Genomic DNA, 15,848 nt, shown 5'->3' with positions numbered 1-15,848 from the left:
CCGCCTCGCGCGATGGAGGGCTAGATTCGGCGCCATGACCAAGATCAAGAAATCCCTGCACACCGAGCTGGGTCACAGCACGCCGGACAAGATCACCGTGCGCGGGCGCGACCTACCTTCGGAAATCCTCGGCCACCTGAACCTCGGCGACATGGCCTTCCTGGAACTCACGGGCCGCATCCCGACGCCGCAGGAATCCGTCACCTTCAACGCCATCGTCGTCACGCTGGTGGAGCACGGCATTACACCCAGCGCGCTGGCTGCGCGCCTCACGTATGCGGGCGCCCCCGAAGCGCTGCAAGCCGCTGTGGCAGCGGGTCTTTGCGGCCTGGGCACGGTGTTCGTCGGCAGCACCGAGGGCGCGGCGAAGATGCTTTACGAAGCAATTCCCTTCGGCGAGAAGCCCACGCGCCCGCTCGCCGACATGGCGAAGGACATCGTGGCCGATCATCGCGCGCGCAAGCAGATCGTGCCGGGGCTGGGCCATCCGCTGCACAAGCCCATCGACCCGCGCACGCCGCGGCTGTTCCAGATCGCGGCGGAGAACGGCTTGTCGAGCCACTATGTCGCGCTGATGCAGGCGGTGCAGGAGGAAGCCGAGCGCGTGTCGGGCAAATCGCTACCGATCAACGCGACCGGTGCCATCGGCGCGATCGCGGCCGAATTCGGCTTTCCGTGGAAGATCATCCGCGGCTTCGGCGTGATGGCGCGCGCCATCGGCCTCGTGGGCCACATCCTCGAGGAGATCGACGATCCGATGGCGGTCGAGATCTGGCAGCGCGTGGAGAAGGAAGCCGGCGGCCCGCGCCGGGACTGAGCAGCAGCAAACAATGAACAACGCCAACGACAAGAACTTCCCCGACATCCGCGACGCCGTGCGCGACCTGTGCACGCAGTTTCCCGATGCCTACTTCCGCAAGATCGACGAGGCGCGCGGCTACCCCGCGGAATTCGTCGACGCGCTCACCAAGGCCGGCTGGATGGCCGCGCTGATCCCGCAGGAGTACGGCGGCTCCGGCCTGGGCCTGACCGAGGCCTCGGTCATCATGGAAGAGATCAACCGCCGCGGCGGCAACTCCGGCGCCTGCCACGGCCAGATGTACAACATGGGCACGCTGCTGCGCCACGGCAGCGAGGCGCAGAAGCGCGCCTACCTGCCGAAGATCGCCAACGGGGAACTGCGCCTGCAGTCGATGGGCGTGACCGAACCCACCACCGGCACCGACACCACCAAGATCAAGACCACGGCCGTGAAGAAGGGCGACCGCTATGTCATCAACGGGCAGAAGGTGTGGATCTCGCGCATCCAGCATTCGGACCTGATGATCCTGCTGGCGCGCACCACGCCGCTGGCCGACGTGAGGAAGAAGTCCGAAGGCATGTCGATCTTCATCGTCGACCTGCGCGAGGCCATCGGCAAGGGACTGACGGTGCAGCCCATCCTCAACATGGTGAACCACGAGACCAACGAGCTGTTCTTCGAGAACCTCGAGATTCCGGCCGAGAACCTGATCGGCGAGGAAGGCCAGGGCTTCAAGTACATCCTCGACGGGCTCAACGCCGAGCGCACGCTGATCGCCGCGGAGTGCATCGGCGACGGCTACTGGTTCATCGACCGGGTAACGGCCTACACCAAGGAGCGCGTGGTGTTCGGCCGCCCGATCGGGCAGAACCAGGGCGTGCAGTTTCCGATTGCCGAAGCGTTCATCGAAGTGGAAGCAGCGAACCTGATGCGCTATGAAGCCTGCCGCCTGTTCGACGCGCACCAGCCCTGTGGCGCACAGGCCAACATGGCGAAGTACCTGGCGGCCAAGGCGAGTTGGGAGGCGGCCAACGCCTGCCTGCAGTTCCACGGCGGCTTCGGCTTCGCCTGCGAATACGACATCGAGCGCAAGTTCCGCGAGACGCGGCTCTACCAGGTGGCGCCGATTTCCACCAACCTGATCCTGAGCTACGTGGCGGAGCACATGCTCGGCCTGCCCCGCTCGTTCTAAATGAGGGATGCGATTGCCATGAACGCTGTGGACCACCCGAGCAAGGTGCTCGCCGCCTTCGCCGCCGAACTGAAGTTCGGTGACATCCCCGCCTCCGTGCTTCGCCGCACCGAGGACCTGATGCTCGACTGGCTGGGCTCGGTGCTCGCCGCCCGCACGGCACGGCCGGTGCGCAGCATCGAGCGCTTCGCGCAGATGATGGGGCCGGCCGACGGGCCCAGCGAGATACTGACCTCGCGCCGCACCAGTTCGCCGGTGTTCGCGGCGCTGGTCAATGCGGCGGCCTCGCACTATGTGGAGCAGGACGATGTGCACAACGGCTCGGTGTTCCACCCCGCTGCCGTCGTCATAGCGCCCGCGCTGGCCGTGGCGCAGAGCCTCGGCGCAAGCGGTGCGCAACTGCTGACGGCCGTGGTCGCGGGCTATGAGGTCGGCATCCGCGTCGGCGAATTTCTCGGCCGCTCGCACTACAAGACCTTCCACACGACCGCGACGGCGGGCACGCTCGCCGCTGCAGCAGCGGTCGGCCGCCTGCTGGACCTCACGCCGCAGCAGATGCTGCACGCCTTCGGCTCGGCCGGCACGCAGTCGGCCGGCGTATGGGAGTTTTTGCGCGACGCGGCCGACTCGAAGCAACTGCACTGCGCGCACGCGGCGGCGAGCGGGCTGATGTCGGCCTACCTTGCGCAGGACGGCTTCACCGGCGCGGCGAAGATCCTCGAGGGCGCGCAGGGCCTGGGCGTCGGCATGTCGAGCGATGCCGATCCGGCGAAGCTCGTCGATGGCCTCGGCACACGCTGGACACTGGCCGAAACCTCCTTCAAGTACCACGCCTCCTGCCGCCACACCCACCCCGCCGCCGACGCGCTGCTGCAGGTGATGACGCAGAACAAGCTCAAGCCCGCCGACGTGTCGCGCGTGACCACGCACGTGCACCAGGGCGCCATCGACGTGCTGGGCCGCGTGACGGTGCCCGCGACCGTGCACCAGGGCAAGTTCTCGATGGGCACGGTGCTGGGCCTCATTGCCGTGCACGGCCGCGCAGGCCTCGGCGAGTTCGACCGCGACTTTCTCGCGCCCGAAGTCTCGGCCTTCCGCGACAAGGTGACGATGCAACTCGACGCCGAAGTCGACACTGCCTACCCCGCGCGCTGGATCGGCAAGGTCAGCGTACACACCGCCGACGGCCGCACGCTGCAGGGCCGCGTCGACGAACCCAAGGGCGACCCCGGCAACAGCCTGAGCCGCACCGAGATCGAGGACAAGATGCAGCGCCTCGCGCACTACGGTGAAGGCGTGACGGCAGAAGAAGCAAAGGCCCTATGCAACCGCATCTGGCAACTGGGCGAGACCCGGAAAGTGACGCGCTGGTTGCCCTGAGGCAGGAAGGGCCTCAGGCCCGCCCCGGGCCCGGTCTGCGGTGCCGGATGGAACGCCCAGGCTCAGGAAGCGATCAGGTGATCGAACAGCTCCCGAGCAGATGCAGGCAGCTGTTCCCGATCACGTGCGATCAACTTCAGCTCCCGCTCGGCCCACGCATCGCTGAGCGCCACAGTCGAGATGCGCATCGCCATCGACAGCCGCTGGGCGGAAGACGCGGGTAACACACCCACCCCCACGCCCGCCTCGATCATCAGGCAGATCGCCTCGAAGCTGCTGACCTGGATGCGCGGGTTGAAGCCCCGCCCCGCCAGTTCGGCGCGGCGCTGCAGGAAGCGGTGGATGGCGCTGCCGTGGTGCAGGCCCACGTGCTGTTCGTCGAGCGTGTCGGCGAAGGCCACCGAAGGGGCGCCCGCGAGGTGGTGCGTGAGCGGCACCACCAGCACGAGCTGGTTGCGCCCGAACGCGCGCGCATCGAACTCGCCGGTATGCACGTCGCCGGCAAGGATGCCGATGTCGGCCTCGCCGTCGGCCACGGCGCGCACGATCTCTTCGCTGAGGTATTCGCGCAGGTCCACCTGCACGGCCGGATGCTGCGTGAGGAAGCCCGCGAGCTTCTGCGGCAGGTACTCGGTGATCGAGGTGGTATTGGCGAACACGCGCACATGGCCCTTGATGCCCTTGCCGAAGTCCTGCATGTCGCAGCGCAGGTGCTCCATCTGCTGCATCACGCGCTTGGCGTGGTAGAGCACGGCCTGCCCCGCGGCCGTGAGGCTCACGCCCTGCGCGCTGCGATGCAGCAGCTTGCCGCCCACGGCCTCTTCCATCTGCTTGATGCGCGTGGAGGCGGCGGCCAGCGAGATACAGGCCTTCTCGGCGCCGCGCGTGAGGCTGCGCGCCTCCGCCACGTAGACGAACAGTTTCAGGTCGAACAGGTCGAAATGCAGGTTCACCGGTCAGGCGCGCGAGGAAGGAAAGTAACGCGCATTGTCCGGCGAATGGCGCCGTGCGCGCCCGCTTGCGGGTTTGTCCTCAGACGGGGTCCCAGCTGAACACGTCGGCCGAGCGGTCGAGCGGGAAGAAGCTCGCGCGCATCGCGGGCATGGCGTGCTCGGCGATGCTCTGCGGCGTCCAGCCCTCGGAGCGGTGGATCGAGCGCACCGGGCGCGGCTGGCTGATGAGCGAGATCTCGTTGTTGCGCACCGAGAAGATCTGGCCGTTGACCGCGCCCGCCGCCTCGCTCGCGAGGTACACCGCCAGAGGTGCGACCTTGGCCGGCGTCATCTGCTTGATCTTGTCGACGCGGGCGCGCTGCTCGTCGGTGTCGGTGGGAATCGCGCCGATCATGCGGCTCCAGGCAAAGGGCGCGATGCAGTTCGAGCGCACGTTGAATTTCTGCATGTCGAGCGCGATCGACTTCGACAGCGCGACGATGCCGAGCTTGGCGGCCGAGTAGTTGGCCTGGCCGAAGTTGCCGATCAGGCCCGAGGTGGAGGTCATGTGCACCAGCGCGCCCGCGTTCTGTTCCTTGAAGTGCACGGCCGCCGCGCGGCTCACGTGATAGGCGCCGTAGAGATGCACCTTGAGCACCGAGTCCCACTCGTCGACCGACATCTTGTGGAAGAAGCGGTCGCGCAGGATGCCCGCGTTGTTGACCGCCGCGTCGATGCGGCCGAAGCTGTCGAGCGCGCACTGCACGATACGCGCCGCGCTGGCGGCATCTGCCACGCTGTCGGTGTTGGACACGGCCTGGCCGCCGGCCGCGCGGATCTCGTCGACCACCTGCTGCGCGGGGCCGGCGCTGCCGCCGGCGCCATCGAGCGCGGCGCCGATGTCGTTGACCACCACTTTCGCGCCGTGGGCCGCCATGGCCAGCGCGATGTCGCGCCCGATGCCGCCGCCCGCGCCCGTGACGACGACCACTTTTCCTTCAACCATGTTTGTCTGTGCTCCGGAGGTTCTTTCGACCGCGGGTTCGCGGGCATATTTCAGAATGCCACAGGCGAAGCGAAAGCGGGTTTCAGGTTTCCGAAGAGGGCCTTCGGCGCGGCCCCGGGGACGGCTATTGGCGCGCCGTGCGGATGTTCGCCGGCAGCGCCTGCGGCCAGCTCGTGCGGAACGGATTGATGTCCAGCCCGCCGCGCCGCGTATAGCGCGCATACACCGCCAGCTTGGTCGGCTTGCAGCGGCTCCAGATGTCCGTGAACATGCGCTCGGCGCACGGTTCGTGGAACTCGTTGTGGTTGCGAAAGCTCACGATGTACGCCAACAGCCCGGCCTGGTCGATGGGCGGGCCGCTGTAGCGGATCTGCACGCTGCCCCAGTCGGGCTGGCCGGTGACAAGGCAGTTGCTCTTGAGCAGGCGGCTGGTGAAGGTTTCGTTCACATGCACCTGCGTGGCATCGCTGCTCAGCAGCTCCGGCGCGGGCTGGTAGTGGGTGCACTCGATGTCGAGGCGGTCGAGGTCGAGGCCGTCGAGTTCGTGCACCGGCTCGCGGTCGAACATGTCGGGCGCCATCAGCTTCACGCCGATGCCGGCCGACTGGTCGCTGCCGCGCCACGCGGCTTCGGACAGGTCCGCGCGCAGGCGCTCGCGCACCGCGTCGGCGCTCGCGAACTGGCTGTTGTTGAAGCTGTTGAGATAGAGCTTGAAGCTCTTGCTCTCGATGATGTTGGGCGTCTCGCACGGAATGGTGAAGTGCACGATGGCCAGCTGCGGCTTGCCGCGCAGGTTGAGCCAGCTCACCTCGAACGCGGTCCAGAGGTCGGCGCCGAAGAAGGGCAAGGCATCGGACCTGATGCCCATGGCCTCGCGCTGCGTGGCGCGCGCGATGGGAAACAGCAGCGTGGGGTCGTAGCGGTCGGCGTAGGCCGAGGCGCGGCCGAGCTGCGATTGCTCGGGCGTGTTGGAGTTCGGGTCGTGGCTCATGGTGTGGCGTTTCTGGCCTCCGCTGCATGCGCGAACGGAGCAATGTGGTTGGCGAGGATGGTGCACACCTCGGGCGGCAGGTCATGGCCCATGCCGGGGATGGCGACGAATTGCGAACCGGGAATGCGCCTGGCGGTGTCCTCGCCACAGGCAATGGGCACGAGCGCATCGGCATCGCCGTGCAGCACCAGCGTGGGCGACTGGATGCGCGCCAGCACCTGCGGCCGGTCGGCATCGGCGCCGACGGCCAGCATCTGCCGCATCAGCCCGGCCGGGCGGTATGCGCGGCGCATGCCGAAGGTGAGGCGCGCGGCCAGCTCTTCGTCGCTCTGCGGGTAGGCGGGGCTCTGGATCAGCCGCAGCAGCCGAATGCTGTGCGCGACCAGCGCAGCCTCGTCGCGGCCCACCGGACGGCGCATGAGCATGGAGGCCACCTCTCGGCGCGGCCCGGGCAGGCCGCGTGCGCCGCTGGAGCTCATGATGCTCACGAGGCTGGTCGTGCGCTGTGGTGCGGTAGCGGCCATGCGCTGGGCGATCATGCCGCCCATGGAAGCGCCGACGATGTGGGCCCTTTCAATGCCCAGCGCATCGAGTACACCGAGCGAATCAAGGGTCATGTCTTGCAGCGTGTAGGCAGAGCGCACCGGCAGGCCGAGGCGATGGCGGATGGTTTCCCACACGACGTTGCCCACGCCCGCATGGTCGAAGCCCTGGCTCAGGCCAATGTCGCGGTTGTCGTGGCGCACCACGCGAAAGCCCGCGTCGACCAGCTGCTGCACGAAGCCCGTGGGCCATGCGACCAGCTGCATGCCCAGGCCCATGATGAGCAGGATCACGGGGCGACCCTCGCCTCCGGTGTCGTCGACTTCGATCTGCAGGCCGTTGGCGGTGACTTTCATCGGCTTCTTGCTTACTTGAACTCGCGCTCGCGCAGCCACTTGGTGGCGACCCACTTCTCGCCTGCCAGCACCGGCGCGCCGCCGTGCAGCGTGCGAGTGACGGGGTCGGGCCGGTCATAGCTGAAGAACACGCCGCAGCCGCGCACCGGCGCCACTTCGAGGCCCACGTCGGGGAAGGTGGTGGCGCCACCGCCTTCGGGCTCCTGCAGGTACATCACCAGCGTGGCGACACGCTGGCCGCCGCGCTTGAGGATGGTGGGCGTGCCGGGTTCGCCGGGGTCGAAGTAGTCGTAGTGCGGGCGGTACTGCGCGCCGGGGGCGTAGCGCAGGATCTGCAGGCCCTCGCCGTATTCGAGCGGCCAGCGCAGCAGCGTGGCGAGGCGCTGCTCCAGCCGCGCGACGATCTCGTTCTCGCCGCGTTCGAAGAACATGCCGTCGCTGGTGCGGTCGACGTTGAGCACCTCGCCGCCGGTGCGGGTCTCCACGGTGAGCGAACGCGCGAGCCGAACACGCGCCGCAGCGATCAGGCCTTCGCACTCCTCGGCCGACAGCAGGTTGCCGAACACGACGACACGCGGATGCCGCATGGTCTGCAGCACCTGCACGCGGCGGTCGCCGGCATCGAGGTACAGCGGCGCACCGTCGAGGTCGGGGCCGGGCATTTTGGTGCGCACGGGCGGCAGGGCCACCTCCACGTTGGGGAATCCGGCCTCGAGCTGGGCCAGCGCCGTGTCGGCGGCGGCATCGTGCCAGCCGGCCGCGCGCATGGAAGCGCGCAGCGCTGGCACCGAGTGCCCGGCCGCGAGCTGGGCCACCAGCCACTCGCGCAGTTCCGGACTGATCGGTTGCGACATCAGACTTTCCTCCTGAACACCAGCCTTTCGGCTGTCGACACCTGGGCGTCGAAACCATAACCCTCGAGGTCGAATTTTTCCAGTGCCTTGGGCGTCGCCGCCTTGTGCTGCACGGCCCAGCGGGCCAGCAGGCCGCGCGCGCGCTTGGCGAAGAAGCTCACGATCTTGTACCTGTCGCCCTTCCACTCCTCGAACACGCATTCGACCACACGGGCCTTGAGCACCTTCTTGTCGACCGACTTGAAGTACTCCTGCGAGGCGACGTTGACGACCACCGGCGTGCGGTCGGCCGCGAGGCGCTCGTTGAGGTGCTCGGCGATGCGCGAGCCCCAGAAGGCGTAAAGGTCCTTGCCGTGGCGATTGGCCAGTTGCGTGCCCATCTCGAGGCGGTAGGGCTGCAGCAGGTCGAGCGGGCGCAGCAGGCCGTAGAGGCCGCTGAGGATGCAGACGTGGTCCTGCGCCCAGGCCAACTGCCCCTTGGTGAGCGTGCGGGCATCGAGGCCGCCGTAGACGTCGCCGTCGAAGGCGAAGGCGGCCTGGCGGGCGTTCTTCTCGGTGCTCTTGCCGGACCAGGCTTGGTAGCGGGCCACGTTCAGGGCGGAGAGCTTGTCCGACAGGTGCATCAGCTCGGAGATCTGCTGGGGCGACTTCTCGCGCAGCAACCTGATCAGCTCGACAGAGGGGCCGCGCGGAGATTCGAAATGGGGTTGAGTGGCGGGGATTTCAGAGGGAACCGGAGTGTCGTAGTCGAGCGACTTCGCAGGGGAAAGCAGGAACAGCATGGCGGAATTATCAGTGGCTGCCGTGACGCCGGGCCGCGCCGGTAAAATCGCGGGCTATCCCACCCTGCCTCCCCACGGCTCCCTGAAGGGCCGTTCCGTATTCCCATGAGCGAACCCACCACTTCTCCCGCCCAGCCTGGCCTGGACAGCCTTTCCAAATCGTTCGAGCCCGCCGCCATCGAGGCGCACTGGGGCCCCGAATGGGAGAAGCGCGGCTACGCCAAGGCCGGCTTCAGAGGCACGCAGCAACCGAAGGAAGGCGCCGAATCGTTCGCGATCCAGCTGCCGCCCCCCAACGTGACGGGCACGCTGCACATGGGCCATGCGTTCAACCAGACGATCATGGACAGCCTCGCGCGCTACCACCGCATGAAGGGCGACAACACGTTGTGGTTGCCGGGCACCGACCACGCGGGCATCGCCACGCAGATCGTGGTGGAGCGCCAGCTGCAGGAGCAAAAGCTCAGCCGCCATGACCTGGGCCGCAAGAACTTCGTGGCGCGCGTGTGGGAATGGAAAGAGAAGTCGGGCAACACCATCACCGAGCAGATGCGCCGCATGGGCGACACGGTGGACTGGAGCCGCGAATACTTCACGATGGACGACGATCTCTCGAAGGTGGTCACGCACACCTTCGTGAAGCTGTATGAAGAAGGCCTGATCTACCGCGGCAAGCGCCTGGGCAACTGGGACCCGGTGCTCAAGACCTCGGTGAGCGACCTCGAAGTCGAAAGCGAAGAGGAAGACGGCTCGCTCTGGCACATCGCCTATCCGCTGGAAGACGGCAGCGGCACGCTGACCGTGGCCACCACCCGGCCCGAGACCATGCTCGGCGACACGGCCGTGATGGTTCATCCGGAAGACGAGCGCTACAAGCACCTGATCGGCCAGCGCGTGAAGCTGCCGCTGGTCGACCGGCTGATCCCGATCATTGCCGACGACTACGTCGACAAGGAATTCGGCACCGGCGTGGTGAAGGTCACGCCCGCGCACGATTACAACGACTACGCCGTCGGCCAGCGCCACAAGCTCGAGATGATCGGCGTGCTCACGCTCGACGCGACCATCAACGACAACGCCCCCGAGAAGTACCGCGGCCTGGACCGCTTCGTGGCGCGCAAGGCCATCGTGGCCGACCTAGACGCGCTGGGCCTGCTGGTCGAGGTGAAGAAGCACAAGCTGATGGTGCCGCGCTGCGCGCGCTCGGGCGCCATCGTCGAACCGATGCTCACCGACCAGTGGTACGTGGCCATGACGCGCCCCGGCGCCGATGGTCAGTCGATCGCGCAGAAGGCCATCGACGTGGTGAAGTCGGGCGAGGTGCGCTTCGTGCCCGAGAACTGGGTCAACACCTACAACCACTGGATGGAGAACATCCAGGACTGGACGATTTCGCGCCAGCTCTGGTGGGGCCACCAGATTCCGGCCTGGTATGACGAGGATGGCAAGGTGTACGTGGCCGAGACCGAGGCCGACGCGCAGGCCAAGGCGCCGGGCAAGAAGCTCGTGCGCGACGAGGACGTGCTCGACACCTGGTACTCGGCGGCGCTGGTGCCCTTCTCCTCGCTGGGCTGGCCCGCGAAGACACAAGACCTCGACCTGTACCTGCCCTCGACCGTGCTGGTGACGGGCTACGACATCATCTTCTTCTGGGTCGCCCGGATGATCATGATGACCAAGCACTTCACCGGCAAGGTGCCGTTCAGGGACGTGTACATCCACGGCCTGGTGCGCGACGCGCATGGCAAGAAGATGAGCAAGTCGGAAGGCAACGTGCTCGACCCGGTGGACCTGATCGACGGCATCCAGTTGCCCGCGCTGCTCGACAAGCGCACGCAGGGCCTGCGCAAGCCCGAGACAGCACCCGCAGTGCGCAAGAACACGCAGAAGGAGTTTCCGGACGGCATTCCGGCCTTCGGCGCCGATGCGCTGCGCTTCACCTTCGCGTCGCTGGCCTCGCTGGGCCGCAGCATCAACTTCGACTCGAAGCGCTGCGAGGGCTATCGCAACTTCTGCAACAAGCTGTGGAACGCCACGCGCTTCGTGCTGATGAACTGCGAAGGCCAGGACTGCGGCCTGCTGGAACACACGAAGGAAGACTGCAAGGTGGGTGGCAAGGCCCACGGCTACCTGAAGTTCAGCCGCGCCGATTTCTGGATCGTGTCGCAGTTGCAGCGCGTCGAGGCCGAGGTGGCCAGGGGCTTCGAGGAATACCGACTCGACAACGTGGCCACCGCGATCTACCAGTTCGCCTGGGACGAGTTCTGCGACTGGTACCTGGAAATCGCCAAGGTGCAGATCCAGACCGGCGACGAGGCGCAGAAGCGCGCCACGCGCCGCACGCTGATCCGCACGCTCGAGACGCTGCTGCGCCTCGCGCATCCGGTGATTCCGTTCATCACGGAAGAGCTGTGGCAGAAGGTATCGGCGGTTGCAGGACGTGAGGGCGAGTCGATCATGGTCGCCGCCTATCCGAAGAGCCAGCCCGAGAAGATCGACGAGGCGGCCGAGGCGCACGTGGCGCGGCTGAAGGCGCTGGTCGATGCATGCCGCACGCTGCGTGGCGAGATGAACGTGTCGCCGGCCACGCGCCTGCCGCTCTACGCGGTGGCCGACGACGCCGAAGGCGCGGCCTTCCTGCGCGCATCGGCGCCGGTGCTCCAGGCGCTGGCAAAGCTCAAGGAAGTGAAGGTCTTCGACGACGAGGCTTCGTGGTCGGCCGCGGCCGAGGCGGCGCCCGTGGCGGTGGTCGGCGCTGCGCGCCTGTGCTTGCACATGGAGATCGACAAGGCGGCCGAGAAGCTTCGCATCGGCAAGGAAATCGCGCGCATCGAAGGCGAGATCGCGAAGGTAAACGGCAAGCTCGGCAACGAAGCCTTCGTTGCGAAGGCGCCGCCAGCGGTGATCGAGCAGGAACGCAAACGCCTGGCTGACTTCACGGCCATGCTGGAGCGTTTGCGCGATCAGCTTGTGCGTCTTGGCTGACACACGAGGGGCCGGGAAGGCGTTTAGGATGTTGAGAACGGTTTCGCGCCGCGCCGTCACATCATCCTGCACCCCCTTTTGAAGAAAGACGCTGTACTGCCCATGTCCACTTCCTCGACCCGCATTCGCAAGGCCGTATTCCCCGTTGCAGGCTTTGGTACTCGCTTCCTGCCAGCCACCAAGGCACAGCCGAAGGAAATGCTGCCCGTGGTCGACAAGCCGCTGATCCAGTACGCCGTCGAGGAAGCCTACGCCGCCGGCATCCGCGACATGATTTTTGTGACCGGGCGCAACAAGCGTGCGATCGAAGATCACTACGACACCGCCTACGAACTCGAGAGCCAGCTCGAAGCCAGCGGCAAGGATGCGCTGCTCAACATCGCGCGCTCGGTGTCGCCCGACGACATGACATGCTCGTACGTGCGCCAGCCGCGCATGCTGGGCCTGGGCCATGCGGTGCTGTGTGCCGAGCACCTTGTGGGCAACGAACCCTTCGCCGTGCTGCTGGCGGACGACCTGATGGTCGGCCCCGAGGGCGGCCAGCCCGTGCTGGCGCAGATGACCGCGGTTTTCAGCCGCCTCGGCGGCTCGCTGCTTGCGGTGCAGGAAGTGCCGCTGGCGCACGTCAAGCGCTACGGCATCGTGGCCGGCGACGTGATCGAGGAAGGCCTGGTGAAGGTCAACCGCATGGTCGAGAAGCCCAAGCCCGAAGACGCGCCCTCGCGCCTGGGCGTGGCCGGCCGCTACATCCTCACGCCGGGCGTGTTCGACGAGATCCGCAACCAGCCCAAGGGCGCGGGCGGCGAGATCCAGTTGACCGACGGCATCGCCGCGCTGATGAAGAAGGAATCGGTCTACGCCTATTCGTACAAGGGCATCCGCTACGACTGCGGCAGCAAGGAAGGCTTCCTGCAGGCGTCGGTGGAACTGGCGCTGGCCCACCCCGAGGTGGGCGCGGAGTTTCGCGAATACCTCAAGAGCCTGAAGCTGTAGCCGCTTCTTCTTCGGGCGCCATCGCGAACGAAGGAAGGGCCGCTGACGCGGCCCTTTTCTTTTCTTTTTGTCAGCGCCGCTTCAGCACGTGGATGAAGTCGCCGCCCACGGTTTCCTGTGCCATCAGCTCGTTGCCCGTCTGGCGTGCGAAGGCCTGAAAGTCGCGGATCGATCCCGGATCGGTCGACACCACCTTCAGCAGCTGCCCGCTCGCCATCTCGTTGAGCGACTTCTTCGCCTTGAGGATCGGCAGCGGGCAGTTCAGCCCGCGCGTGTCGAGCTCGCGATCAACTTGCATTGCCCGGCTCCGGCGGCAGGTTCAGGCCGCGGCGGCGCTCTTCGTTCTCGGCCGCGGTGAAAAACACGGGCTCATGGCCGCGCGTGCGCAGCCAGTCGGCCAGCGCATAGCCAGTGCCAGCGGGCCAGCACTTGAGGTCGGGCAGGTCATAGAGGCGGTAATCCACCAGCTCGGGCGAAAGCTTCACCTCGCCATCGGCCACCACGTGGTACGCAATGATGATCTGGTTCATGCGCTGGAAGTCGTAGGCGCCGACGATCTTCGCGGCGCTGATGTCGAGGTTGGTTTCTTCCTTCACCTCGCGCGCAATGCCCTCCTCCGGCGTCTCGCCGGCCTCCATGAAGCCGGTGATCAGCGCAAACATCTTGCCGGGCCAGGCCGCATTGCGCGCCAGCAGCACCTGGCCGCGGTACTCGACGATGGCCGCGAGCACCGGGGTCGGGTTGTTCCAGTGCGTGTGGCCGCAGTTGGGGCAGCGCAGTCGCTCCTTGGGGCCGCCGTCTTCCATCAGCGCGATCCACTCGAGGGGCGTGGCACAGACTTGGCAGAACTTGGGGTGGGGCATGAAGTCTCTTTCTTTTCTTTCCGGCCACGAACGCACCTGGATGGCGCGCTGCGGCGGTTGCCTGCCGCTTATGCGGGGAAGACGCCGGTGGAGAGATAGCGGTCGCCGCGATCGCATACGACGAACACGATGGTGGCGTTCTCCACCGTCTTCGCCACCTGGAGCGCGGCCCACAGCGCACCGGCCGCCGAGATGCCACCGAAGATGCCCTCTTCGCGCGCGAGGCGCCGGCACATCTCTTCGGCGTCGTCCTGGCTCACGCTGATTTCTTCATCGACGCAGCTCGGGTCGTAGATCTTCGGCATGTACTCGGCAGGCCACTTGCGGATGCCGGGAATGCGCGAACCTTCGGCCGGCTGTGCGCCGATGATGCGCACTGCCGGGTTCTTCTCCTTGAGGAAGCGCGACACGCCGGTGATGGTGCCGGTGGTGCCCATGGCGCTCACGAAGTGCGTGATCTTGCCCTTGGTGTCGGCCCAGATCTCGGGGCCCGTGGTCTCGTAGTGGATGCGCGGGTTGTCGGGGTTGGCGAACTGGTCGAGCACCCGGCCCTTGCCCTGCGCCACCATCTGTTCGGCGAGATCGCGGGCGTATTCCATGCCACCGCTCTTGGGCGTGAGCACGAGCTCGGCGCCGAAGGCCTTCATGGTCTGGGCGCGTTCGATCGAGAGGTCCTCAGGCATGATCAGCACCATGCGATAGCCCTTGATGGCAGCGGCCATGGCCAGGGCGATGCCGGTGTTGCCGGAGGTGGCTTCGATCAGGGTGTCGCCGGGCTTGATCTCGCCGCGCTCCTCGGCGCGCTTGATCATCGAGAGGGCCGGCCGGTCCTTGACCGAACCTGCGGGATTGTTGCCCTCGAGCTTGCCGAGAATCACGTTGCCGCGCTTGGCGTTTTCTGCGGCGTGGATGCGCTGCAAGGCGACCAGGGGGGTCTTGCCGATGGCGTCTTCGATCGTCGGATAATTCATGGCAGCCACTGTGCCATAATTTTGGGCTTCGTTCAGAACCCTGCCCGGGTGGTGAAATTGGTAGACGCAGGGGACTCAAAATCCCCCACCGAAAGGTGTGCCGGTTCGATTCCGGCCCCGGGCACCACACTTTTGCTCTCCCCCAGGCTTCGCGCACTTCGTGTCGCTACGCCAACCCCCTTCCGGGGGCGACACCGGTGGCCCGGCGAAGCCGGTTCCACGGTGTCCCTGGAATGGGCCCCTTCCCCCCTTTATCTTGGCTCGGTCTGCTCGCGCAGCCCCGTATGCACCGTCGGGTGCGCAAGCCGCACCCGCAGTTCGCGCTTGAGCCGCGTGTTGTCCAGCCGGCGCGATTCCCCCATGAAACTCAGCAATTGCAGCGGCAACTGCCGCTCGGCGCCGCCGCGGGCCACGCGCGGCGGGCGGGGCATGCCGTAGAGGTCGGCGGCGAGGTCGACGTAGTCGCCCATGCGCAGCTCGGTGTCGTCCGAGACATGCACGATACGCTGCGGCTTGCCGCGGAACAGGGCCGCGACGCAGGCGCGCGCGAGGTCGTCGGCGTGGATGTGGCTGGTGTAGACATCGTCCTCGCGCCGCAATACCGGCGTGCCGCGCTGCAGGCGGCCGCGCGGGGTGCCGTTTTCGCGGTCAGGGGCGTAGATGCCCGGAATGCGCAGGATGCTGGCGCGCACGCCCGCGCTGCGGCCCAGCCAGCGCACGGCGCGTTCGGCATCCACGCGGCGGTGGGAGCGCGGCGTGTCGGGGCGCACGCCGCGGGTTTCGTCGACGCGGGCGCCGCCGCAATCGCCGTACACGCCACTGGTCGAACCGTAGACGAAAGCCGAAGGCAGCGACCGCAGGCGCAATGCCCGCGCCAGCTCGGTGGTGCGCTGGTCGCGCCACCAGGCGGCACCGCCATCGCGGGCGGGCGGCGCCAGGTGCAACACCCGCGTGGCGACGCCCGCCAGCCGGCGCAGGGTGGCCGCGTCGTCCAGATTGCCCACCAGCGGTCGGATGCGGGCCGCGCGCAGGGCGCCCACGCGGTCGGCCGACGAAGTAAGTGCCACCAGTTGCATGCGGCCGCGCAGATCGCGCGCCACGCGCTGGCCGATGTCGCCGCATCCGACGATCAGCAGGCGCTCGCGCCGGAACCGCGCTGGCAGAGCGCCGGAGGGGCTATTGATTGAAGGCAAAATCC

The 15,848-nt window shown here is 67.1% G+C and carries 15 protein-coding genes and 1 tRNA gene; 6 read left to right on the top strand and 10 right to left on the bottom strand.

Annotated features, from left to right (window positions below; all coding sequences use genetic code 11):
* Positions 1-34 precede the first annotated feature (34 nt).
* From AC1DFC_RS00330 to AC1DFC_RS00320, 3 genes are read left to right on the top strand one after another with little or no spacing between them, the layout of a single operon-like run.
* Positions 35-817 (top strand): citryl-CoA lyase, encoded by a 783-nt coding sequence (locus AC1DFC_RS00330; protein WP_413314277.1) that lies wholly within the window; start codon positions 35-37, stop codon positions 815-817.
* A 13-nt stretch (positions 818-830) separates the two neighbouring features.
* A complete protein-coding gene (locus tag AC1DFC_RS00325; RefSeq protein WP_413332419.1) occupies positions 831-1,994 on the top strand; it encodes an acyl-CoA dehydrogenase family protein in 1,164 nt (387 codons plus the stop codon).
* An 18-nt stretch (positions 1,995-2,012) separates the two neighbouring features.
* Positions 2,013-3,374, top strand: a complete 1,362-nt coding sequence (locus AC1DFC_RS00320) for an MmgE/PrpD family protein (RefSeq protein WP_007830337.1) — start codon at positions 2,013-2,015, stop codon at positions 3,372-3,374.
* A gap of 62 nt (positions 3,375-3,436) precedes the next feature.
* Here the strand turns inward: AC1DFC_RS00320 and AC1DFC_RS00315 are convergent, their stop codons facing one another.
* From AC1DFC_RS00315 to yaaA, 6 genes are all read right to left on the bottom strand, one after another.
* Positions 3,437-4,327: a LysR family transcriptional regulator gene (locus tag AC1DFC_RS00315; RefSeq protein WP_413332423.1), complete on the bottom strand. Its 891-nt coding sequence runs from the start codon at positions 4,325-4,327 to the stop codon at positions 3,437-3,439.
* Positions 4,328-4,406: 79 nt separating this feature from the next.
* A complete protein-coding gene (locus AC1DFC_RS00310) occupies positions 4,407-5,312 on the bottom strand; it encodes an SDR family NAD(P)-dependent oxidoreductase (RefSeq protein ID WP_007830334.1) in 906 nt (301 codons plus the stop codon).
* Positions 5,313-5,436: 124 nt separating this feature from the next.
* Positions 5,437-6,303 (bottom strand): NADPH-dependent 7-cyano-7-deazaguanine reductase QueF, encoded by an 867-nt coding sequence (gene queF / locus AC1DFC_RS00305; protein ID WP_007830332.1) that lies wholly within the window; start codon positions 6,301-6,303, stop codon positions 5,437-5,439.
* Positions 6,300-7,202, bottom strand: coding sequence for an alpha/beta fold hydrolase (locus AC1DFC_RS00300; protein ID WP_478178523.1), 903 nt, complete (start codon positions 7,200-7,202; stop codon positions 6,300-6,302). The genes queF and AC1DFC_RS00300 overlap by 4 nt, the downstream gene beginning before the upstream one ends.
* Before the next feature lie 11 nt (positions 7,203-7,213).
* Entirely contained in the window at positions 7,214-8,056 is an 843-nt protein-coding gene (locus AC1DFC_RS00295; RefSeq protein ID WP_007830330.1) for a 2OG-Fe(II) oxygenase, read from the bottom strand.
* Positions 8,056-8,838 (bottom strand): peroxide stress protein YaaA, encoded by a 783-nt coding sequence (yaaA, locus tag AC1DFC_RS00290; RefSeq protein ID WP_007830329.1) that lies wholly within the window; start codon positions 8,836-8,838, stop codon positions 8,056-8,058. Before yaaA ends, AC1DFC_RS00295 begins: the two co-directional genes overlap by 1 nt.
* A 105-nt stretch (positions 8,839-8,943) precedes the next feature.
* On the opposite strand from yaaA, the gene AC1DFC_RS00285 reads away from it, so the two are divergent.
* Both AC1DFC_RS00285 and galU read left to right on the top strand, forming a co-directional pair.
* The gene (locus tag AC1DFC_RS00285) at positions 8,944-11,823 is read left to right on the top strand and encodes a valine--tRNA ligase (RefSeq protein WP_478178522.1); all 2,880 of its coding nucleotides are present in this window, start codon (positions 8,944-8,946) and stop codon (positions 11,821-11,823) included.
* A 102-nt stretch (positions 11,824-11,925) separates the two neighbouring features.
* A complete protein-coding gene (galU, locus tag AC1DFC_RS00280) occupies positions 11,926-12,816 on the top strand; it encodes a UTP--glucose-1-phosphate uridylyltransferase GalU (RefSeq protein ID WP_007830327.1) in 891 nt (296 codons plus the stop codon).
* A 70-nt stretch (positions 12,817-12,886) separates the two neighbouring features.
* Here galU and AC1DFC_RS00275 read toward each other — a convergent pair whose 3' ends face one another.
* From AC1DFC_RS00275 to cysM, 3 genes are all read right to left on the bottom strand, one after another.
* Positions 12,887-13,114 (bottom strand): sulfurtransferase TusA family protein, encoded by a 228-nt coding sequence (locus AC1DFC_RS00275; protein ID WP_056586429.1) that lies wholly within the window; start codon positions 13,112-13,114, stop codon positions 12,887-12,889.
* Complete coding sequence (locus tag AC1DFC_RS00270) at positions 13,104-13,679, bottom strand: NUDIX domain-containing protein (protein ID WP_007830325.1); 576 nt, start codon at positions 13,677-13,679, stop codon at positions 13,104-13,106. Before AC1DFC_RS00270 ends, AC1DFC_RS00275 begins: the two co-directional genes overlap by 11 nt.
* Before the next feature lie 68 nt (positions 13,680-13,747).
* Positions 13,748-14,650, bottom strand: a complete 903-nt coding sequence (gene cysM, locus AC1DFC_RS00265) for a cysteine synthase CysM (RefSeq protein WP_007830323.1) — start codon at positions 14,648-14,650, stop codon at positions 13,748-13,750.
* Between the two features lie 42 nt (positions 14,651-14,692).
* On the opposite strand from cysM, the gene AC1DFC_RS00260 reads away from it, so the two are divergent.
* Positions 14,693-14,777, top strand: a tRNA-Leu gene (locus tag AC1DFC_RS00260).
* A 124-nt stretch (positions 14,778-14,901) separates the two neighbouring features.
* On the opposite strand, the gene AC1DFC_RS00255 is transcribed toward AC1DFC_RS00260, so the two are convergent.
* Positions 14,902-15,843, bottom strand: a complete 942-nt coding sequence (locus AC1DFC_RS00255; RefSeq protein WP_478178521.1) for an NAD-dependent epimerase/dehydratase family protein — start codon at positions 15,841-15,843, stop codon at positions 14,902-14,904.
* Between the last annotated feature and the right edge of the window lie 5 nt (positions 15,844-15,848).

The sequence above is a fragment of the Variovorax sp. 10L421 genome, assembly GCF_056395365.1.
The sequence above is the reverse complement of the archived record's forward strand: the minus strand, read 5'-3'. Positions and strand labels throughout refer to the sequence as shown.